This window comes from Mycobacterium sp. NGS29 (genome assembly GCF_059812965.1).
The window spans coordinates 260,704-279,927 of record NZ_JCALDR010000005.1 but is presented as its reverse complement, the minus strand read 5'-3'; the positions used below and the strand labels follow the sequence as shown (position 1 = coordinate 279,927).

At 64.1% G+C, this 19,224-nt stretch carries 21 protein-coding genes; 13 read left to right on the top strand and 8 right to left on the bottom strand.

Annotated features, from left to right (window positions below; genetic code table 11):
• Positions 1–15 precede the first annotated feature (15 nt).
• Genes AC5Y5Z_RS09710 through AC5Y5Z_RS09700 form a run of 3 tightly spaced genes read right to left on the bottom strand, consistent with a single transcriptional unit; the run spans position 16 to position 2,330 of the window.
• Positions 16–1,383 carry a cytochrome P450 gene (locus AC5Y5Z_RS09710; protein WP_499924861.1) on the bottom strand — a complete coding sequence of 456 codons (1,368 nt, stop codon included), beginning with the start codon at positions 1,381–1,383 and terminating at the stop codon, positions 16–18.
• A gap of 16 nt (positions 1,384–1,399) precedes the next feature.
• Positions 1,400–1,594, bottom strand: a complete 195-nt coding sequence (locus AC5Y5Z_RS09705) for a ferredoxin (protein WP_463827271.1) — start codon at positions 1,592–1,594, stop codon at positions 1,400–1,402.
• A 34-nt stretch (positions 1,595–1,628) separates the two neighbouring features.
• Complete coding sequence (locus AC5Y5Z_RS09700; RefSeq protein ID WP_463827272.1) at positions 1,629–2,330, bottom strand: SDR family NAD(P)-dependent oxidoreductase; 702 nt, start codon at positions 2,328–2,330, stop codon at positions 1,629–1,631.
• A 393-nt stretch (positions 2,331–2,723) separates the two neighbouring features.
• On the opposite strand from AC5Y5Z_RS09700, the gene AC5Y5Z_RS09695 reads away from it, so the two are divergent.
• From AC5Y5Z_RS09695 to AC5Y5Z_RS09655, 9 genes are all read left to right on the top strand, one after another.
• Positions 2,724–3,929 carry a CaiB/BaiF CoA transferase family protein gene (locus tag AC5Y5Z_RS09695; RefSeq protein WP_499924858.1) on the top strand — a complete coding sequence of 402 codons (1,206 nt, stop codon included), beginning with the start codon at positions 2,724–2,726 and terminating at the stop codon, positions 3,927–3,929.
• Positions 3,930–4,211: 282 nt separating this feature from the next.
• Entirely contained in the window at positions 4,212–5,018 is an 807-nt protein-coding gene (locus AC5Y5Z_RS09690) for an MlaE family ABC transporter permease (RefSeq protein ID WP_463827274.1), read from the top strand.
• 22 nt (positions 5,019–5,040) lie between these two features.
• The gene (locus AC5Y5Z_RS09685) at positions 5,041–5,886 is read left to right on the top strand and encodes an ABC transporter permease (protein ID WP_463827275.1); all 846 of its coding nucleotides are present in this window, start codon (positions 5,041–5,043) and stop codon (positions 5,884–5,886) included.
• A gap of 8 nt (positions 5,887–5,894) precedes the next feature.
• Complete coding sequence (locus tag AC5Y5Z_RS09680) at positions 5,895–7,088, top strand: MCE family protein (RefSeq protein WP_499924856.1); 1,194 nt, start codon at positions 5,895–5,897, stop codon at positions 7,086–7,088.
• A complete protein-coding gene (locus AC5Y5Z_RS09675) occupies positions 7,085–8,116 on the top strand; it encodes an MCE family protein (protein WP_463827277.1) in 1,032 nt (343 codons plus the stop codon). Before AC5Y5Z_RS09680 ends, AC5Y5Z_RS09675 begins: the two co-directional genes overlap by 4 nt.
• Entirely contained in the window at positions 8,109–9,191 is a 1,083-nt protein-coding gene (locus AC5Y5Z_RS09670; RefSeq protein ID WP_463827278.1) for an MCE family protein, read from the top strand. The genes AC5Y5Z_RS09675 and AC5Y5Z_RS09670 overlap by 8 nt, the downstream gene beginning before the upstream one ends.
• Positions 9,191–10,597 carry an MCE family protein gene (locus tag AC5Y5Z_RS09665; protein WP_463827279.1) on the top strand — a complete coding sequence of 469 codons (1,407 nt, stop codon included), beginning with the start codon at positions 9,191–9,193 and terminating at the stop codon, positions 10,595–10,597. Before AC5Y5Z_RS09670 ends, AC5Y5Z_RS09665 begins: the two co-directional genes overlap by 1 nt.
• The gene (locus tag AC5Y5Z_RS09660) at positions 10,594–11,931 is read left to right on the top strand and encodes an MCE family protein (RefSeq protein WP_499924851.1); all 1,338 of its coding nucleotides are present in this window, start codon (positions 10,594–10,596) and stop codon (positions 11,929–11,931) included. Before AC5Y5Z_RS09665 ends, AC5Y5Z_RS09660 begins: the two co-directional genes overlap by 4 nt.
• On the top strand, positions 11,932–13,587 hold the full coding sequence (locus tag AC5Y5Z_RS09655; protein ID WP_499924849.1) for an MCE family protein: 1,656 nt from the start codon (positions 11,932–11,934) through the stop codon (positions 13,585–13,587).
• A 12-nt stretch (positions 13,588–13,599) separates the two neighbouring features.
• On the opposite strand, the gene AC5Y5Z_RS09650 is transcribed toward AC5Y5Z_RS09655, so the two are convergent.
• The 3 genes from AC5Y5Z_RS09650 to AC5Y5Z_RS09640 form a co-directional block, all read right to left on the bottom strand.
• Positions 13,600–14,124, bottom strand: a complete 525-nt coding sequence (locus AC5Y5Z_RS09650; RefSeq protein ID WP_463827282.1) for an Rv2253/PknI dimerization domain-containing protein — start codon at positions 14,122–14,124, stop codon at positions 13,600–13,602.
• 69 nt (positions 14,125–14,193) lie between these two features.
• A complete protein-coding gene (locus AC5Y5Z_RS09645; protein ID WP_463827283.1) occupies positions 14,194–14,757 on the bottom strand; it encodes a twin-arginine translocation pathway signal in 564 nt (187 codons plus the stop codon).
• The gene (locus AC5Y5Z_RS09640) at positions 14,754–15,458 is read right to left on the bottom strand and encodes an Rv1363c family protein (RefSeq protein ID WP_499924847.1); all 705 of its coding nucleotides are present in this window, start codon (positions 15,456–15,458) and stop codon (positions 14,754–14,756) included. Before AC5Y5Z_RS09640 ends, AC5Y5Z_RS09645 begins: the two co-directional genes overlap by 4 nt.
• A gap of 164 nt (positions 15,459–15,622) precedes the next feature.
• On the opposite strand from AC5Y5Z_RS09640, the gene AC5Y5Z_RS09635 reads away from it, so the two are divergent.
• Entirely contained in the window at positions 15,623–16,036 is a 414-nt protein-coding gene (locus AC5Y5Z_RS09635; RefSeq protein WP_463827285.1) for a hypothetical protein, read from the top strand.
• Between the two features lie 13 nt (positions 16,037–16,049).
• On the opposite strand, the gene AC5Y5Z_RS09630 is transcribed toward AC5Y5Z_RS09635, so the two are convergent.
• Both AC5Y5Z_RS09630 and AC5Y5Z_RS09625 read right to left on the bottom strand, forming a co-directional pair.
• Positions 16,050–16,334 carry an Mtp family mycobacterial-type pilin gene (locus AC5Y5Z_RS09630; protein WP_499924846.1) on the bottom strand — a complete coding sequence of 95 codons (285 nt, stop codon included), beginning with the start codon at positions 16,332–16,334 and terminating at the stop codon, positions 16,050–16,052.
• A 45-nt stretch (positions 16,335–16,379) separates the two neighbouring features.
• A complete protein-coding gene (locus tag AC5Y5Z_RS09625; RefSeq protein ID WP_499924844.1) occupies positions 16,380–16,958 on the bottom strand; it encodes a TetR/AcrR family transcriptional regulator in 579 nt (192 codons plus the stop codon).
• A gap of 80 nt (positions 16,959–17,038) precedes the next feature.
• Between AC5Y5Z_RS09625 and AC5Y5Z_RS09620 the strand changes: the two genes are divergently transcribed.
• From AC5Y5Z_RS09620 to AC5Y5Z_RS09610, 3 genes are read left to right on the top strand one after another with little or no spacing between them, the layout of a single operon-like run.
• The gene (locus AC5Y5Z_RS09620) at positions 17,039–17,815 is read left to right on the top strand and encodes a hypothetical protein (RefSeq protein WP_499924843.1); all 777 of its coding nucleotides are present in this window, start codon (positions 17,039–17,041) and stop codon (positions 17,813–17,815) included.
• Positions 17,812–18,636: a hypothetical protein gene (locus AC5Y5Z_RS09615; RefSeq protein WP_499924841.1), complete on the top strand. Its 825-nt coding sequence runs from the start codon at positions 17,812–17,814 to the stop codon at positions 18,634–18,636. The genes AC5Y5Z_RS09620 and AC5Y5Z_RS09615 overlap by 4 nt, the downstream gene beginning before the upstream one ends.
• Positions 18,633–19,220 carry a cytochrome c oxidase subunit 3 family protein gene (locus AC5Y5Z_RS09610; protein WP_499924839.1) on the top strand — a complete coding sequence of 196 codons (588 nt, stop codon included), beginning with the start codon at positions 18,633–18,635 and terminating at the stop codon, positions 19,218–19,220. Before AC5Y5Z_RS09615 ends, AC5Y5Z_RS09610 begins: the two co-directional genes overlap by 4 nt.
• Positions 19,221–19,224: the final 4 nt, after the last annotated feature.

The following is a 19,224-nucleotide window of genomic DNA, read 5'->3' as shown; positions in this document are numbered from 1 at the left end:
GCGGGCATGGTCCGCTCAGTCGATGACGGCGGCCTCTTTGCGCTCGGTCACCGGACGCGCCAATTCCTGCTCCTCGCAGATGCGTTGCAACTTCTCCAACGTCTCGTCCAGGCCGGCGCCGAGTCGCGGCCCGGGCGTGAAACTGGCCGGTAGCTTGCGCATCCCCTGAATCACGCCGATGGTCTCGTAGTGGACCGCGCCATCGGGGTCGCACCGGTAATCGGGCATCCGGTCCAGCACCGCATTGAGCATCGACTTGAACACCGTACGCGCCACATTGGATCCGACGCAGCGGTGCACGCCGATGCCGAAACTGAAGTGCCGGTTGCCTTTACGGTCCAGCACCACCTCGTCCGGGTCATGGAACACCGCGGGGTCGCGGTTGGCCATCGCCCATGAGATCCACAGCCGTTCACCCTCTTTGAATCGAGTGCCGTCGAGTTCGGTGTCCTCCGAGAAGGTTCGGCCGTCGCCGGGTGCCGGCGTGAAGTAACGCAGAAATTCTTCGGTGGCGGGGTCGAGTAGCGTCTCGCGCTCGCGCCGCAGGCGTTCTCGTTCGTCGGGATGCTCCGAGAGCCATTCCAGGGAATGGGCGGTCAACGCCGTGGTGGTGTCGAATCCGCCGCCGATCACCAGCCCGAGGTTACCCAGTATCTCCAGGTCGGGAGCGGGCTCGCCGTCGATTCGCATCTGCAGCAACGCATTCACGATGCCGGGACGCGGATTCTCGCGGATTTCGATCATGTTGTTGACCATGTCCAGGCCCATGTTGCGGTGCATCTCGGTGACGCGCTCGATGTCGGGGGAGTGCTCCGGGGTGTACACCGCGGCATGGACCGGCTCGCTGTACATATTCCACTTCTTGAGCGGAATGCCCAGCATCGCCAGGGTCAGTACGGCGGGCACGATGTTGGCCAGGTCGTCGACGAAATCGATGTGGCCGCTTTCGATTTTCTCGTCGACGCACGCGCGGGTGACGTCATCGATGAAGGGTGCCCAGCGCTTGACCGCGGCCGGTGACAGATACGGATTGAGCACCGTCCGGTAGGTGCGGTGCTCGGGGTCGTCCATCTCCAGGATGCCCCCGCGCACCACGCTGACCCGTCTGGCCGTCGGGATCGAAATCCCTTTGTAGCCACGACGTTCGCCGTGGATGTCATGATCGTTGGAGACCGCGGGACAGCGGGCCAGTTCGAACACCTCATGGCTGCCGGCCGCGACCCAGTGCCCGCCGTAGGTCTCCGTCCACGCCATCGGGCACTTGGCGTGCATCTCCTCGGTGATGCTCTTGAACTGCGATCGGTACTCCGCGGAGTGCCGATCGAAGTGGTAGCTGTTCTTCTTGCGATCGCTGTCGCTGTCTATCGCGTCGTCCACACTCAAAGCGCTGTCTCCCAGTTCAGTCGGTGAGCATGATGGCTTGCTCGGGGCAGGACTGCGCGGCCTCCCGCACTTGCTCGAGCTGGTCTTCGGGAACCACCTCGTTGACCGCCGAGGAGCTCCCGTCGATGTCGCTGAGCTCGAACGAATCCGGTGCGATCATCGCGCACAGCGTGTGTCCCTGGCAGCGTTCGGCATCCACCCAGACCTTCACCCGTCCTCCTTCGAAATGTCTGTCGGCTGTGTGTTCAGGTGTTTCGGCCGCCGTTGACACCCAGGATCTGACCCGTGATGTAGCTGGCTTCGTCCGACGTGAGGAAGGCACACGCGGCGGCGATATCCTCGGGCTGGCCGATCCGGCGCACCGGGGTCCTGGCGATATTCTCCTCGACATCACCCAGGAACCCCTGGGTTTCGGCGTTGCGCAGCATCGGGGTGTCGATGAAGCCGGGCGGCACGGCGTTGACCGTGATGCCCTTCGGCCCGTATTCGAGCGCCAACGACTTGGTGAGTCCGTTGACCGCGGACTTGGCGGACACGTAGTGCGCCATGAAGGGCTGACCCGAGTGGGCGCTCGACGACGAGATGTTGACGATCCGCCCCCACCCCGCCTCCACCATGTCGGGCAGCACCGCCTGGGTCATGTGGAAGACACCGTTGAGGTTGACGTCGATGACCTTGCGCCATTCGTCGAAGGTGATCTTGTTGAAGCGCTTGAAGCCGTCCAGGCCGGCTGCGTTGACCAGGATGGCGACCGGTCCCAGCTGGTCGCGGATCGCCGACAGCGCAGCGTCCACCTGCGACCGATCGGTCACGTCCGCGGTGAACGAGAGGTCGTCCTCGGCTTCCTTGAGGTCGATGACGGCGACGTTACGACCGTCGGCGCGCAGTCGCCGCGCGATGGCCAGACCGATGCCGGATCCGCCGCCGGTGACCACCGCTGTCTTCATGTCGCAACGCTGCCAATCTCACTCACAAAGAATCTGCCTTACAATTATGAGAATCGTACTCTCCGGCGGAAGTTGCTGGCAAGTTGTCCGGCAAACCGCGTGCAGCCTGCACCAAAGGGTGCGGGCGGCGCGACGCTGAGCGACCGCTTAGCCGATTGACAGGGTAATACGCTTCGGCTCACTTCTTGAGTTCTCGCTTCTCGAATGTAAGATTCGCCGGGGATGAGAATGAAGTTATCGTGACTGTCGCCACACCACACAGCCGGGCAGGGGGTCATCCATGTCGGTGCAGGACGCGTCGGGGGTGCTCGCGCGCCGGGTGCTGGTCACCGGCCGGTCGGTGAGTTCGTGGACCGCAAGTCTCTTGCGGTCTCAGTGATAGGAGCGCCCGCGTTGAAACCCCTCGAAGGAATCCGCGTCCTGGAAGTCGCCATGTACGGCTTCGTCCCGTCGGCGGGCGCAGTGCTTGCCGAGTGGGGCGCGGACGTGGTCAAGGTCGAGCACGCTGTCACCGGCGACCCGCAGCGAGGCCTGCGTCAGACCGGCATGCTGCGCGTCGAGGGCGACCCCAACCCGAACATCGAACACGCCAACCGCGGCAAGCGCAGCATCGGCCTGGACATGTCGGTGCCGCAAGGAAAAGAGGTGCTGTATGACCTTGCGCGCCGATCCGATGTGTTCCTGACCAGCTTCCTGCCCGACCACCGGCAGAAATTCGGCATCGACGTCGACGACATCCGGGCGGTGAATCCGAACATCGTCTACGCTCGCGGAAGCGCGCTCGGGCCACGCGGTGACGAAGCGACCAAGGGTGGGTATGACATGACCGCCTTCTGGTGCCGGGCCGGTACGGCCGCCACCATCACGCCGATGGGTTACGACGGGATGATCAATCCGCCCGGACCCGCCTACGGCGACACCATCTCCGGCACCAACCTGGCGGGCGGTATCGCTGCGGCGTTGTTGAAGCGGGAGCGCACCGGGGAAGCGTCGGTGGTCGACGTGTCGTTGCTCGGCAGCGGGTTGTGGTCACTGGGACACACGGTGGCGTTGACGAATCATCTGGGCCAGCTGATGATGTCGCCGCCGCCGGGCATCCACGGTTCACCGGTCAACCCGTTGGTGGGCGTGTATCCGACTGCGGACAACCGCTATATCTCCCTGGTGATGATGCAGCCCACCAAGTTCTGGGCCGACGTGTGCCGGCACATCGATCGCCCAGAACTGGCAGACGACCCGCGTTTCAGCGATGCGGAGAAAATCGCTGCGAACACAGCAGAAGCCGTGGAGATCTTGACCAAAGTCATTGCAACACGCACCCTTGCCGAGTGGAGCGAACGTTTCGCGACGCTGGCGGGTCCATGGGCGCCCGTGCAGGACACCCTGCAAGCTGCCGATGATGCGCAGATTCGATCCAACGAATACATCGTGCGCGCAGGCGAACTCGAGCTCGTCGCCAATCCGGTGCAGTTCGATGTCACCGCGCCGCAGACGGGCCCGGCACCCGGGTTCGCCGAGCAGACCGACGAAATCCTGTTGGAACTCGGCCTCGACTGGGACCGCATCATCGAACTCAAGACCGCCGGCGCGGTCACGTAGGACGTCCGATGCCCGATAACGGTTATGCGTTTTCCATTCCCACCGGACGCGGTATGAGCAATAATCGCCAAACGCGTCAAGGCGTGGGGTTTCGTGCGGCGGCTACGTCTCGGCAGCAGCTACTCACGCGGCAGAGCGGAGGGACCGTCGGCAGGATGGTAGAAGTCGTTGACGGTGTCGCATCTGCTAAGCCCCCGCTGTCACTGACACCCGCGGCCCGGATCGGCATGTCGCGCAGTTCAGTTGCCGCCGCTGCGCTCACCGGGAAGGGATCTCGGACCTATGGCGAGTAAGGGCGCGGAACGCTGGACCCCGGGTATTTCACTGGGGCGCGGTTCCAAGCCCATGGAGGCCGTCGGCGCGCTGTTTGCGATGTCGGCCGACGCCATCAAATATCTCTTCCGCCGGCCGTTTCAGTGGCGCGAATTCCTAGAGCAGTCGTGGTTTGTGGCGCGGGTCGCGATCTTGCCAACGTTGTTGGTGGCCATACCTTTCACCGTTCTGGTGAGCTTCACCCTCAATATCCTGTTGCGCGAACTGGGCGCTGCTGACCTCTCCGGTGCCGGGGCCGCCTTCGGTGCGGTCACTCAGGTCGGTCCGCTGGTGACCGTGTTGATCGTCGCGGGGGCCGGTGCCACCGCGATGTGCGCGGACCTGGGTTCCCGAACCATCCGCGAAGAGATCGACGCGATGGAGGTGCTGGGCATCAACCCGGTTCAGCGTTTGGTGACGCCCCGAATGCTGGCCTCGGGTCTGGTGGCACTGCTACTGAACAGCCTGGTCGTCATCATCGGGATTCTGGGCGGTTATGTCTTCTCGGTGTTCGTCCAGGACGTGAACCCCGGCGCGTTCGCCGCCGGAATCACCCTGTTGACCGGTGTCCCCGAGGTGATCATCTCCTGTGTCAAGGCAGCGCTTTTCGGCCTGATCGCCGGGTTGGTCGCCTGCTACCGCGGGCTGACCGTCTCCGGCGGCGGCGCGAAGGCTGTCGGCAACGCCGTCAACGAGACGGTGGTGTACGCGTTCATGTCGCTGTTCGTGGTGAATGTGGTCGTCACCGCGATCGGTATCAAGATGTCGAGCAAGTAGCGGAAAGGGGGTAACGACTCACGTGACGCTGCGAGCTACCTATCCGCGGGTGGCGCGGACGCTGGAGAAGCCGGTCGGTGCCCTGGGCCGATTCGGCGATCACACGTTGTTCTACGGCAAGTCCCTCGGCGCGATCCCCTTCGCCGCCACCCATTACCGCCGTGAGATCATCCGGCTGATCGCCGAAATCAGCATGGGGGCCGGCACTCTGGCGATGATCGGCGGGACACTGGTCATCGTCGGATTCCTGACCCTGGCCACCGGCGGGACGCTGGCCGTGCAGGGCTACAGCTCGCTGGGCAACATCGGCATCGAGGCACTCACCGGATTCCTGTCCGCCTTCATCAACGTGCGGATCGCGGCGCCGATCGTCGCGGGCATCGGCTTGGCCGCAACGTTCGGTGCCGGAGTGACGGCACAGCTCGGGGCGATGCGGATCAACGAGGAGATCGACGCGCTGGAATCGATGGCGATCCGCCCGGTCGCCTACCTGGTGAGCACCCGGATCGTGGCCGGAATGCTGGCGATCACGCCGCTCTACAGCATCGCGGTGACGCTGTCGTTTCTGGCCAGCCAGTTCACGACGGTGTTCCTGTTCGGCCAGTCGGGTGGTCTGTACCAGCATTACTTCAACACCTTCCTGAACCCCATCGACCTGCTGTGGTCGTTCCTGCAAGCCATCCTGATGGCGATCACCATCCTGCTGATCCATACCTATTACGGCTTCTTCGCCTCCGGCGGCCCGGCCGGTGTGGGTGTCGCGACCGGCAACGCGGTCCGCACCTCGCTGATCGTCGTCGTGTCGGTGACCCTGCTCATCTCGTTGTCCATCTACGGCTCCAACGGCAACTTCAACCTGTCGGGCTAGGAGGGGTGGTGAACGAGAGGCGCGCGTATGTCAGTCCGTTGGTGGGCTTGGCGACCATCGGCGTGATCCTGGCCATCGTCGCCGTCGCCATCGGGTTGTTCAGCAGCAGCTTCACCGAGAGCATCCCCGTCACCGTCGTGTCGCCGCGGGCGGGACTGGTGATGAACCCGGAAGCCAAAGTGAAGATGCGTGGCGTTCAGGTGGGCAAGGTCGAAAGGATCGAAGAGCGGCCCAACGGTCAAGCCGTGTTGCACCTGGCGATGTACCCGTCAGCAATGCAGTTCATTCCGCGCAATGTGCTGGTCGACATCGCGTCGACGACAGTCTTCGGTGCCAAGTTCGTCGAGTTGCTGCCCCCCGAAACCCCCTCGCAGCAGAGTCTGCAACCGCATCAGGTGCTCGAGGGCAAAGGCGTCACGGTGGAGATCAACACCGTCTTTCAGCAATTGACGTCGTTGCTGGGTTCGATCGATCCCGCCAAACTCAACGAGACCCTCGGCGCGATCGCGGCGGCGGTGAACGGCCGCGGCCACAAGATCGGCCAAGCGCTGGCCGACCTGGACGCGTTCCTGGCCACCCAGGATCCCGCGCTGCCCGCGCTGAACCACGACCTGAGCGTGCTGCCCGCGGTGAGCAACGCCTACGGCGATGCCGCACCGGATCTGATGAGGGCGGCTGAGAATGCCACGCAGCTCAGCAAATCCATCGTCGAGGAACAGCAGAATCTGGACGCGTTCCTGATCAGCTCGATCGGACTGGCCGACATCGGCAACGAAGTGGTGGGCGGAAACCGGCAGGGCCTGACCGATGTGCTGCATCTGCTGCTGCCGACGACCAACCTGACCAACGAGTACAGCCCGGCGCTGACGTGCGCCCTGGGGGGCATGGCGGTGAACCTGCATGCGGCGGCGTTGCCCGAACCGATGATCAACGTGCTGGTCTATCTCGGTTTCGGCGCTGAGCGCTACCGCTACCCGGCGAACCTGCCCAAGGTGGCTGCGACCGGCGGTCCGCAGTGCCACGATCTGCCGCGGGTGCCCTTCGAGCACGCCCCGCCGTTCGTGATCGCAGATATCGGCGCCAACCCGCAGGAGTACGGAAACCCGCAACTGCTGCTGAACTCCGACGGTCTCAAGCAGCTGCTCTACGGACCGATCGACGGACCGCCGCGCAACAGCTTCCAGGTCGGAGATCCCGGATGAGCAACTCACGCGGAATGATCTTCAAATTCGGCGCCTTCGCGGTGATCATGGTGCTGCTGACCATCTCGTTGTTCTTCATCTTCGGGCAGTACCAAACCGGTTCCACGAATGAGTATTCGGCGCTCTTCACCGACGTGTCACGACTCAAGGAGGGTCAGACGGTGCGGGTGGCCGGGGTCCGGGTGGGCACCGTCAACAGCATCGAATTGCGTGCGGACAAGAAGGTTTTGGTCAAATTCGACGCCAACCGCAGCGTCGTGCTCACCGGCGGCACCAAAGCGGTCGTGCGCTACCTGAATCTGGTCGGCGACCGGTACCTGGAACTCCTCGACGGACCCGGGAACACGAGGGTGCTGCCGGCCGGCAGCGAGATCCCGATCGATCGCACCGCGCCGGCCCTCGACCTCGACCTGCTGCTGGGCGGACTGAAGCCGGTCACCAAGGGACTCAAGGCCGAAGACGTGAATGCGCTCAGCGCGTCGCTGATCCAGGTCTTCCAGGGCGAGGGTTCGACCCTGCAGTCGCTGCTGTCCAAGACATCTTCGTTCTCGAATACATTGGCCGACAACAGCGAATCGGTCCAGGCGCTGATCGACAACCTCAACACTGTGGTCGGCACCGTCAATTCCGAGGGCACGAAATTCTCCGGCGCCATCGACCGTCTCGAGCGCCTGATCAGCGGATTGGCCGGCGACCGCGACACGATCGGCACCGCCATCACCGCCCTGGACAACGGCACCGCCTCCATCGCCGATCTGCTCACCCGCGCCCGACCGCCATTGGCCGGCACCGTCGATCAACTGAATCGGCTTGCGCCGCTGTTGGATAACGACAAGAACGTCATCGACATCTCGTTGCGCAAGTTGCCGAACAACTACCGCAAGTTGACCCGGTTGGGGTCTTACGGCGCCTGGTTCCCCTATTACCTCTGCGGACTGTCGCTGCGCGTCTCGGACCTGCAGTACCGGACGGTGGAAGTGGGCATCAAGCACCAAGTCACGGGAAGGTGCGCCGAACCCGATGCTTAAGTACCGCGGAGCACAGCTCATTCGCGCCGGATTCCTCGGCGTCGTCTCGATCATGCTGGTGATCGCCGTCGGGCTGTCCCCGGATGCGTTGATTCAACGGGCTACCGCCGTCCGCTACCAAGCCGTGTTCGGCGATGCCGGCGGTCTGGTAACCGGCAACGACGTGACGGTCTCGGGGATCAAGGTCGGCAGCGTGTCCGGGATGAAGTTGCAGAACGGCGATGTCCTGGTGACGTTCACCGTCAAAGGCGCTGTGCTACTCGGCTCGTCGAGTACCGCTCACATCCGGACCGGGTCGTTGCTGGGCCAGCGGGTGCTCACCGTGGAGTCCACCGGCAACGGCAAAATGCGCCCGATGGACGTCATCCCGCTGTCGCGCACCTCGTCGCCGTATTCGCTGTCCGAGGCTGTCGGTGATCTGGCGACCGACATCCAGGGAACCAATACCGACTCCCTCAACCAATCCCTTGACACCCTGGCGACCACCCTGAATCAGATTGCGCCGCAACTAGGTCCGACGTTCGACGGCGTTACCCGGCTGTCCGCGACCATCAACGGCCGCGACCAGCAGCTCAGTCAACTACTCAAGGGCGCGGCCGACGTCACGCACATTCTTTCCGAACGCAGCCAGCAACTGAACACGCTGATCCTCAACGCCGACGACCTGCTGTCGATGCTGGTGGAGCGACGCCAGGCGATCGTGCGGCTGCTGGCCAGCACGTCCGCGGTGGCCAAACAACTGACCGGTCTGGTCCACGACAATGAGGCCGAGTTGGCGCCCACGCTGACGAAGCTGAACTCGGTGACCGCGATGCTGGAGAGCAATCGAGACAACCTCGGCAAAGCGATACCCGGCTTGGCCAAGTTCGAACTGACCCAAGGCGAAACGGTGTCCAGCGGGTTCTACTACAACCCGTTCATCCCGAACCTGTTCCAGTTCGAGTTCTTCCAGTGGTTGTTCGACTACGCATTCGGCTTCCGCGCCTACGGCGCGCCCGGTCAGCCACCGGACAATGCCGGGCCGCGGTCACTCCTGCCTTTCCCGTTCAATATGAATCCGGGCGGGTCGCGGTGATGCGCCGCCGAGGCTTCAAGATCGCACTGGCGGTCCTGTTGGTCGTGCTCGTCGTCGTCGGCGCCGGGGTCATGATCCGCAATACGTTCTTCCGGCCTACCACGATCACCGCGTACTTCCGCACCGCCACCGCGATCTATCCGGGCGACGACGTGCGGGTATCGGGCATGAAAGTGGGCACGATCGAGTCGATCGAGCCGGGGGGCACCCAGGCCAGAATGGTGATGCACATCGATCACGGCATCTCCATCCCGTCGGACGCCAGAGCCGTCATCGTCGCCCAGAACCTGGTGGCTGCGCGCTATGTCCAGCTCACCCCGGCCTACCGCAACGCCGGCGCCACGATGAAGGACGGCGCGGTGATCCCGGTCGACCGGACGGCCACCCCCGTCGAATGGGACGAGATCAAAGACCAATTGATGAAGTTGGCAACGGATTTCGGACCCAACAGCAGAGCATCGACACCGGCGGTGTCGCGGTTCATCGACGCGGCCGCCGACGCGCTGGGCGGCAACGGCGACAAACTTCGCCAGACACTGGCGCAACTGTCGGCGCTGGGACGAACCTTCGCCAACGGCAGCGGCAACTTCATCGACATCATCAAGAACCTGCAGACCTTCATCGGGGCCTTGCGCGACAGCAACATTCAATTGGTGCAGTTCAACAATCGGCTCGCCACCCTGACCAGTGTGCTCGACGACAACAAGCCCACCCTGGATGCGGCACTGACCGACCTGTCGACCGCCGTCGTGGAAGTACAGCGGTTCATCGCAGGCACCCGGGACCAGACCGCCGAGCAGATCACCCGGCTGGCCGACCTGACCCAGATCCTCGTCGACAACAAGATGGCACTGCAGAATGTGCTGCACGTGGCGCCGAACGCAATCGCCAACGGCTACAACGACTATGACCCGGACGTCGGCAATGTCCGCGGTGGGGTGGGCTTGCAGAACTTCAGCAATCCGACCTTCGCCTACTGCTCACAGATCGGGGCCATCGAAAACGTCACCGCGGTCGAGACCGGAAAGCTGTGCGGTCTCTATCTGAGTCCGGCTCTGAAAGTGTTCAACCCGTTGATGCTGTTCAACTTCAACTACCTGCCGATTCCGGTCAACCCGATTCTGGCTCCGGCGTTCGACCCGCAGAATGTCGTGTACACCGAGGATCGGTTGAAGCCGGGCGGGATAGGCCCGAGGCCAGCGCCCCCCGAATTGCCGCCCGCGGTGTCGGCATTCAGCGGGCTGCCGGGCGACACTCCGGAGTATCCGCCACCGCCCGGTCCGCCGGCGCGGATACCGGGGGCGGCGATGCCGGAGCCGCCACCACCGAGCCTGCCCGTCCAACCACCACCCGTACCGAACAGCCCCGCGGACCTGCTCCTGCCCGCAGAGAGGCATTCCCCATGACCCCCCGGCGACAAGGCCCGCCGCCCGCGCCCGCCGCGCGGACCGTTCGCCGGGTTCTGGGCATTGCCGTCACCGTCATACTCACTGTGAGCGGGTGTGCGTTCAGCGGACTGAACTCGCTGCCGCTACCCGGTGCGGTGGGACGCGGGCCGGATGCCACCACCTACTACGTCGAGATCGCCAATGTCGGGACGCTGGAAGCGAATTCGCCGGTGATGGTCAACGACGTGATCGTCGGCAGCGTCAGCAAGCTGACCGTCCGCAACTGGCATGCCGACGTCGAACTCTCGGTGCAGCGCGGTGTGGTCATTCCCGAGAATGTGGTGGCCAGCGTCGGACAGACCAGCCTGCTGGGATCCATGCACCTGGCCCTGAACACGCCGCTGGGTCAGCAAGCGCACGGCAAGTTGCCACCCGGCGCCAAGATTCCGATCGATCGCGCCTCGACCTATCCCTCCACCGAGCAGACGCTTTCCTCGTTGTCGGTGGTCCTCAACGCCGGCGGATTGGGACAGATCGGCGACATCATCAACAACTTCAACGCCGCGCTCTCCGGGCACCCTGCGGAGATACGCGATCTGCTGCACCGGTTGGACACCTTCATCGGCACCTTCGACGCGCAGCGCGAGAATCTGGTTGCGTCGATCCAATCGCTGAACCGGCTCACCGGAACGTTGGCAGGCCAGCGTGACGTGATTACGCGGGCGCTGAACAAGATTCCGCCGGCACTGGACGTGCTGATCAGGGAGCGGCCCCGGCTCACCACGGCACTGAACAAACTGGGGACGTTCGGTGACACGGCAACGAGACTGGTCAACGACGCCGGGTCGGATCTGGTGAACAACCTGCGGAATCTCGAGCCGACGATCCGGGGGTTGGCTGATGTCGGGCCGGAACTCGATCAGGCCATCGCCTATGCGCCGACATTCCCGTTCACCCAGGGTTTCATCGATCGCTATGTCCGTGGCGACTACGTCAACGGCAACTTCATCCTGGACCTGACCAACTCTGGACTGCGCAAGAGCATCCTGCGCGGCACCCACTGGGAGCGGTTGGGCGCAGAACCGGTGCCGGCGCCGGGAGACCCGCAGTATCTGCAGTTCCGGTACGGTGCACCCCCCGGATCGCCGGGCTCGTTCCTGCCGGGTCCACCGCCGGCTGCGGCACCGGGAGCACCCGGCCCGCTGCCGGGTCCGGCGCCCGCGGCGCCCGGCCCGCCCCCGGCGGGTGTGCCGAGCCTATTGGGGCCTGCGCCGGCGCCGGCAGAACAGGGTCCGCTGCCGCCGCCTACCGGGTTGCCACCCGTGGTCGCTCCGGTGCAGGGGGGTGGATAGATGCTGACTCGCTTCATCCGCATCCAACTCGCGATTTTCGCGATCGTCGGGATCCTCGGCATGGTCGTCATGGTCGTCCTCTACATCCAGGCGCCGACGCTGCTGGGCATCGGCAAGATCACCGTGACGCTGGAACTTCCCGAGAGCGGCAACCTGTACCGCTTCAGCAACGTGACCTATCGCGGGGTGCAGATCGGGAAGGTGACGGGCGTCGAGCTCACTGCGCGGGGCGCGAAAGCAACTATGCGGCTTGACAGTTCACCGAAAATACCGGCGAACCTGGATGCGGAGGTGCGCAGCCTTTCCGCGGTGGGCGAGCAGTACGTCGACCTGCGGCCGCGCACCAGTTCGGGTCCCTATCTGCGCGAGGGCTCGGTCATCGCCGCGACCAATACCCGCACCCCGCAGCCGATCGGGCCGGTGCTGGACCAGACCAGCGCCCTGCTCAACAGCATTCCGCAGGGCAAGCTCACCAAGCTGCTCGACGAATCGTTCCGGGCGTTCAACGGGGCCAGTTACGACTTTCAGTCGCTGTTCGACTCGACCTCGCGGATAGCCGGCGACCTCAACGGTGTCGCAGACCGCACGCGACGCCTCACCGAGGACACCGCGCCGCTGCTCGACTCGCAGGCGCAGACCACCGACAGTATCCGGCGGTGGGCTCACAGCCTGGCGGGTGTCACCGGCCAACTGGCGACCAACGATCCGCAGATTCGTAGCGTCCTGCACAACGGACCGGGGGCGTTCAACGAGGCGTCCCGGCTGCTCGACCAGATCAAGCCGACCTTGCCGGTGCTGCTGGCGAACCTGACCACGATCGGTCAGATCGGGGTGACCTACCATGCGTCCCTTGAGCAGGTGCTGGTGCTGTTCCCACCGTTCGTCGCGGCGATCCAATCGTTCGTCGGCAGCAACAGCCCTACCGGTTTGGCGACCGGTGCCTTCAACCTCATCATCAGTGACCCGCCCGCTTGCACCGTCGGATTCCTGCCGCCGAGTCAATGGCGGTCCCCGGCCGACACCACGACCATGGACACACCGGACGGGCTGTACTGCAAGCTGCCCCAGGATTCGCCCATCGGGGTCCGCGGCGCCCGCAACTACCCGTGCATGGGCCATCCCGGCAAGCGGGCGCCGACGGTCGAAATATGCGACAGCGACCAGCCTTTCATGCCGCTTGCGATGCGGCAGCACGTCTTCGGCACCTACCCGCTGGACCCGAATCTGCTGTCCCAGGGGATCCCGCCGGACGACCGGGTCAACTTCAACCGGGAAAGAATCTTCGGTCCGATCGACGGAACGCCGATGCCGCCCGGGCTGGGCCCGGCGCGGGGATCGGCGATCCCGCCCAACGCCCCACCGCCGGCACAACTTTCACCGATGGGTGCGGTCGACCCCATCGCGCCGCTCGACACGCCTGCCGGCGCGCCCAGCCCGGCACCGGCGGCCGCGCCCGGTCCGCCGCCGGACCCGGCACCCGCAGCCGCACCAAGTGCGTTCGGGCGCAACGGATTACCCTCCGGGCCGGCCGTCGTCTTCGCCCAGTACAGCCCGGAGACCGGCAGCTATATGACTCCGGACGGTCAGGTCTACCGCCAGTCGGACCTGGTCGCGTCGAAGGCGCCGAAGACGTGGAAGGACATGTTCGCCATCTGAGGCGTTGTCTGCTCAGCCGATCCGGTCCAGCCGGAACGGCTGTTCGATGTACAGCGGAAGGTTCACGCCGCAGGCGCCACTTGCGGCACTGGTGCGCTCCCGCCCGGCGAACACCGTCGATTCGGGGTTGAGCGTATTGGCGCCGGTCACCGGGTCGGCGGGATAGAAGTAGATATTCGAGTGGCCGATGTACGAAGTGCCGTCCTCGCAGACCTCCCAGTTCGGGATGTCGCGTTTGACGAACCAGGTCGTTCCGTCGTGCATGTACAGTTGCGCGGTCCAGCCCTGGTCGCTGACCACCCGGCCGGCGCAGTCTTGAGCGGTCGAGCAGGACGAGGAGATGGTCCACGTGCTTCGGACCACGTCCTCATCGTGATACACCTGCCTGGTCTTGGCCCAGTCGCCGATCTGGGTGGCGGTGTAGGTCCCATTGATTGCGGGGTCGTAGGCCCATGCCGGCGGGGCTGTTCCTAGGCCGGCGACCAGGGTGGCCGCCGAGAGTGTCACAGCAGCCGCTGCACTGATCGGACGCATCATGAGTTGCTCCTCGACGCGCTTACTACCATTGAAATGGAGTCCGGACTTCACGATATATAAGAAGCGTGCTCACAAGCCTTCAAATTTTTCAATTAGCCACGAACTTTTGACTTTTTTCAACGTTACCCGAAGGCTGCTCGATGTCACTACTGGCTCCGGCTTTTCTTTGCTTGCCGTTTTTTGCCGGACGAAGACGAGCACCACCGCCGAATCGGGATGCAGTTCGGTCACTGCGGCTTTGACGACGGTCGCGGTGCTCGTCACTTGCGCGCGCTGCGTCGAGGGACTGACGATCTGGTCGGCGAACTGCTGGTAATAGAGCAGATAGTCGTCGGTGACCCGGGATTTGGCGTTCGTGAGGTCATGGCTCAGCGTGTCCGGTGAGTAGGAAAGCAGCGCCACCGCGCCGTCGCTGGCTGCTCCGATGACCTGGTGCGTGACGTTGCGGTCGGTCTGCCAATCCGACCGATAGGTTGCCAAGAAGTACCAGGTGGCGAATCCCGTACTGGTCAGCAGCAGCAGGGTCAGCACCATCGCGGGCCACTTAGCCAGCCAACGACGCGTCGGGTGCCCGTCCCGGCCGGTCGTCACCGGGCGGACCGACTTCTGCATCGCCTCGGCGTCGGCGGTCATGGGACGAACTCGACCTTGGCGATCTTGAGTCGTCCGGCGTCGGTCGCGACGTTGACGACCAGCCGCCAGGTCCGGATCTCCGGCTTGGACTGATCGGGCTTGGTGATCTCCGATCTGGCCGCGACCAGCACAACCGCGGAGTCACTGGTCATCGACTGCACCGCCACGGACTGCACGGATGCCTTGGTGACGACCTTTGATTCCTCGAGGGACCTGACCATGTCTTCGGCGCCCATCAGGACGCCGGCTTTGAACTGTCCGGTGGTCTCATCGGCGAAACGCTGCATGTCCGCTCTGGCTTTTGTCGAGTCGACCGACATCATGATCTGCACGGCGTTGCGGGCGACCGCAGCGAATTCGGCCGTCCTTTGAGTTTGCTGAACCACCCTTTGGTGATGCCAGATCAAATAGCCGCTGCCCGCCAGTGCGCCGCAGCTGACCAGAATCGCAGCGATGACGGCAAGAGTCCTGCGACCCGGGCGACGCGGCCGGAACCGGCGTGCCCACGACCGCCGTTCCTCATCCGGCGGATTGCCGGACCCGGTTGCGGCCCGCTCGGCCTGTTCGCGCAACGCGACTGCACGGGCTCGGGCAATCTCGGCGCGCGCTTCTGCTTCGGCGAGATCGTCGTCGCCGTCGAGGAGGGCCTCGATCGGAATGTCGGCGTCGAGCGCCTCGGTTGATAGCTCACCCGGCGGCATCGAGCACCTCCTCGCCCGGAATCACGGCGAGAGTCACATTAGCACTCGTACGGCAGATGCCCGCTCGGCCGGCGCACAATGCGCTCCTCTCGAACCAGGAGAATTTTCTTACCATCTGTCACCAAGGTAATGAATTTTCAGACCTACTGTGGCAAATTAAGTTGGTGCGATTCATTATCGGCGCGATCGCTGCATCGCTGGGCCTGGCGATGTCCGCGGGCCTGCCTGCGCCGCCCGCCGCCGCCGATCCCGCCAGTTGCGATTACGCGGACTGCACGCCGGGCATCGCCGGACACCAGGTGCTGGGTGCGCCGTGCGACAACACCACGTATTTCGTGTTCGGCACCGCGGACTACTACGTATCGTTCGCCACCGAGCCGGGACGGTTGATGTTCTGCGGCTCCCCGCGGCGGTATGAACCGCGCTGGTTCCGGTCACCGCCGATGGTCGGCGTCAAGCAGGAGAACGCCTCGTGCTCCGAATGGCCGACTTTCTATGTCGCACAGGCTCCGGACGGTCTGTTCCTGGTCTGCAACGCCCATGACGGTTTCCAACGTTGGGAGCGCGGCGACACCTGATCGTGCCACCGACTCATGGTCGCGTGTTCGGGATGTTCGGCTGATCCTGGAACGGGCTCGGCCCGAAGTAGTCGTCGGTATGGATCGTGCCGTCGCGGTCGCGATGATGGGCATCGTGACACGTGGACGGATCGAAGTTATAGCCCCAAGCCGCCTCGTCATAGGGTTGGCCGGGGCACCAGTGATACCCCACCCACGGCCACTGCGGGTCGTCGGCCTGAGCGGTGGCGGCGCTCGCAATCATGAAGGCGGTGGTGATCATGATCGCTGCGGCAGCCAGACGACGAACTGTCTCCATAGAGGAACGGTATCTGAGTAACCGCGTCGTGAAAATGCGATCGGGCTATTCAGCGGCGGCGTCGAACAGACGCCGGGTGATCCGCAGCAGTTGGGTGCGTAGGGTCTGGTCGTCGATGTCGGCGACCAGCGGATGCACCACCCCCACCGCGATCGCACCCGAGAGCATGGCAGCCGAGACGCGCGCGTCCTCGGCAACGCCGTCGACGAGAACACCGTAGAGGCGCTCGATGAACTGCTGGAACGGCTGGTGATCGGCCAGCAGGCGGACGATGACGGGGTCGAACTGCAAGGTGCTTGCCGCACCGCGCCGCTCGACGGCAACCTCGATGACCCGGTCCAGCAGTACGTCGCGCGCCCGGGTCCGGTGATCGTGTGCTTCGGCGGCTTCCAGTGCCTCCTCCAGACCGCCGAGTTCACGCTCGGTGAGAGCGATGACGATCTGCTCCTTGGTCTTGAATTGGTGGTAGACAGCGGCTTTCGTGACGCCGACGGCGTCGGCGATCATCTGCAGTGAGGTTCCGCCGACACCGTTCTCACCGATCAGCTGCAGGGCGGCATCCAGGATGCGCAGCTGCGCGGGGCTGCGGGTGATGAACCGGAATCGGCTCGGTGCTGAGACCACGCAGTCAGAGTAGCCGATCGGCTATTGACGATGGGGTAGCCGTTCGGCTAGCTTCGCTGACGAGCCCGAAGGAGTCATCGATGTCCGATATCGGCGCTGCAGCCACCCCGCCACGATCACCCGCCGCGCGGCGAATCGATGGCGAGGTGATCCTGCTCTGGACGCTGCCGGTCCTGCTGCTCATCTGGATCGCTGCCTTCCTGTTGTTCCCGGGATTTCACCCGCCGATGTCTCCGTCGATGACGGCCGAGCAGGTGGCCGCGTTCTATCGCGATCCGGCTCATCTGCCCGAGATCCGGTACAGCATGATCGTCTTCAACTGGTTCGGCGTGTGCCTGGTGCCGATCCTGGTGCTGGTTGCGATGCAGATTCGCCGGATGGCTCATCGCACCCCGATCTTCTCCTACGCGATGCTGGGCTGCGTCGCCGGCGGCCCCACCTTGTTCCTGATCGCCAACGTGTGCTGGTTGCTGGCCGCATTCCGACCGGAACGGCGACCGGAATTGACGCAGTTGCTCAACGATTTCGCCTGGATCACCTTCACCATCCTGGTTCCCTACCTGATCGGGCAGAGCGTAATCTTGGCTCTGGCAATCTATTTCGACGATCAGCCGCGACCGGTGTTCCAGCGCTGGGTGGGTCACTTCAATCTCGTCGTAGCCGCGGCGCTGGTCCCGGCGGCGTTCGTGGGCCTGTCGTTGTCGGGTCCGCTCGCATGGGACGGCGTGCTGTCCTTCTGGTTGAAGAACATCGCCATCACCGTCTGGATCGTGGTGACCGGCGTGGTCCTGTCCCAGGCCATATATCGGGAACGATCTGAAAACCAAAGCCAGGCAATGACATTGGAACCCGCTTGAGCGCGGTGGTGGCGCTACCGGAGCGCTCGGCCGCACCGCGGGGCCCCTGGCGGCACCGGTTTGCCTGGCACCTGCGGCACAACCCCAAGCGCGAGCTGTGGTTGGCCTGGTGGACACTCGTCGTCTTCTACAACATCTTCTTCCCGGTGTTCTTCATCGTGGCCCAAGTCCAGCCGCCGCCCCAGCCCACCTGGGACCTGGCCACACAGGTGCACTGGTTCAATGAACGCCGCCTCGGCATCCCCATCGGGCTCGGCGTCATCTTCGTCATCTGTGGGATGAACGCGATCAACAACGCCCTGATCGCCTATTCCATGCGGCGCATGTCGGTGAGCCGCGCGTTCGGATACTCCTACCTGCTGATCTATGCGCTCAGCGCGGTGCCGGGCCTGCTCCTGCTCTGTATCGCGTTGATCGTCGGGACACTACGCCCGCACCGAGATCCCGAGGCGATCGGTTGGCTCTACGACTTCGCCTTCTTGTCGTTCGACGGGACCATGGGGGTTTTCCTGATCGGGTCGCTGCTGTGGATGGTCGCGATACTGATCGATAAGAATCGGGTGTTTCCCAAGTGGTTCGGCTATCTCAATCTGTGCAACGCGCTGACCGAGGTCGTCGTGGCGCCGTGTTGGATCTTCGGGCGTGGCGTGCTGGCCTGGAACGGGCAGATCGCGTGGTGGTTGGACATGGTGGTGTTCGGCATCTATCAGGTGACCTTTGTCGTCATGCTCTTCCGGATGATCCGGCGTGAAGACTTCGGTACCGGACCGCTACCCGAGCTGCCCAGTAAGCGCGCGGCGGCACACGCGGGCGCGTCATGACCGAGCTGGCCGGAGAAGACAAGCGCGCGACGTTCGTGCCGGGCCAGCCGGACATGTGGGCCTTCGTCCTGTTCGAAAGTCTGATATTCACCGGATATTTCGGCTTCTACCTGTTCTACCGGACCAGGAGCCCGGGGCTCTTCTTGAGCTCCCAGGAGCACCTGGATCTGCGCATCGGCGTGCTGAACACACTCGTGTTGCTGCTGAGTTCCTGGTCAGTGGCGCGATGCGTGCAGTCTGCGCGCGCCGGCGCGTATCGGGCAGCGCTGCGCGACGTTCTGGCGACGGCCGCGTTCGCCGCAGTCTTTCTGTCTCTGAAAGTTTTCGAATGGTCCCGGCTGGTGCATGCCGGAAACGGCCTGGACAGCAACGACTTCTTCGGCTACTACTTCTTCCTCACCGGCATTCATTTCGTGCACCTGCTCATCGGATTCGTCGTCCTCGGTGTCATCGGTTACCGCCTCCTGGGTGCCCGGCGTGGCACCGCCGACTCTCAAACACTGATTGAAACGTGCGCAACCTATTGGCACACCGTCGATTTCCTCTGGGTGCTGATCTTCGCGTTGTTGTACGTGGTGCGGTGACGCG

Coding starts and splice junctions, on each gene's coding strand:
- AC5Y5Z_RS09700 (WP_463827272.1), bottom strand. CDS start 2,330: ATGAAGACAGCGGTGGTCACCGGCGGCGGATCCGGCATCGGTCTGGCC.
- AC5Y5Z_RS09690 (WP_463827274.1), top strand. CDS start 4,212: ATGGCGAGTAAGGGCGCGGAACGCTGGACCCCGGGTATTTCACTGGGG.
- AC5Y5Z_RS09675 (WP_463827277.1), top strand. CDS start 7,085: ATGAGCAACTCACGCGGAATGATCTTCAAATTCGGCGCCTTCGCGGTG.
- AC5Y5Z_RS09670 (WP_463827278.1), top strand. CDS start 8,109: ATGCTTAAGTACCGCGGAGCACAGCTCATTCGCGCCGGATTCCTCGGC.
- AC5Y5Z_RS09665 (WP_463827279.1), top strand. CDS start 9,191: ATGCGCCGCCGAGGCTTCAAGATCGCACTGGCGGTCCTGTTGGTCGTG.
- AC5Y5Z_RS09660 (WP_499924851.1), top strand. CDS start 10,594: ATGACCCCCCGGCGACAAGGCCCGCCGCCCGCGCCCGCCGCGCGGACC.
- AC5Y5Z_RS09655 (WP_499924849.1), top strand. CDS start 11,932: ATGCTGACTCGCTTCATCCGCATCCAACTCGCGATTTTCGCGATCGTC.
- AC5Y5Z_RS09650 (WP_463827282.1), bottom strand. CDS start 14,124: ATGATGCGTCCGATCAGTGCAGCGGCTGCTGTGACACTCTCGGCGGCC.
- AC5Y5Z_RS09645 (WP_463827283.1), bottom strand. CDS start 14,757: ATGACCGCCGACGCCGAGGCGATGCAGAAGTCGGTCCGCCCGGTGACG.
- AC5Y5Z_RS09640 (WP_499924847.1), bottom strand. CDS start 15,458: ATGCCGCCGGGTGAGCTATCAACCGAGGCGCTCGACGCCGACATTCCG.
- AC5Y5Z_RS09630 (WP_499924846.1), bottom strand. CDS start 16,334: ATGGAGACAGTTCGTCGTCTGGCTGCCGCAGCGATCATGATCACCACC.
- AC5Y5Z_RS09620 (WP_499924843.1), top strand. CDS start 17,039: ATGTCCGATATCGGCGCTGCAGCCACCCCGCCACGATCACCCGCCGCG.
- AC5Y5Z_RS09610 (WP_499924839.1), top strand. CDS start 18,633: ATGACCGAGCTGGCCGGAGAAGACAAGCGCGCGACGTTCGTGCCGGGC.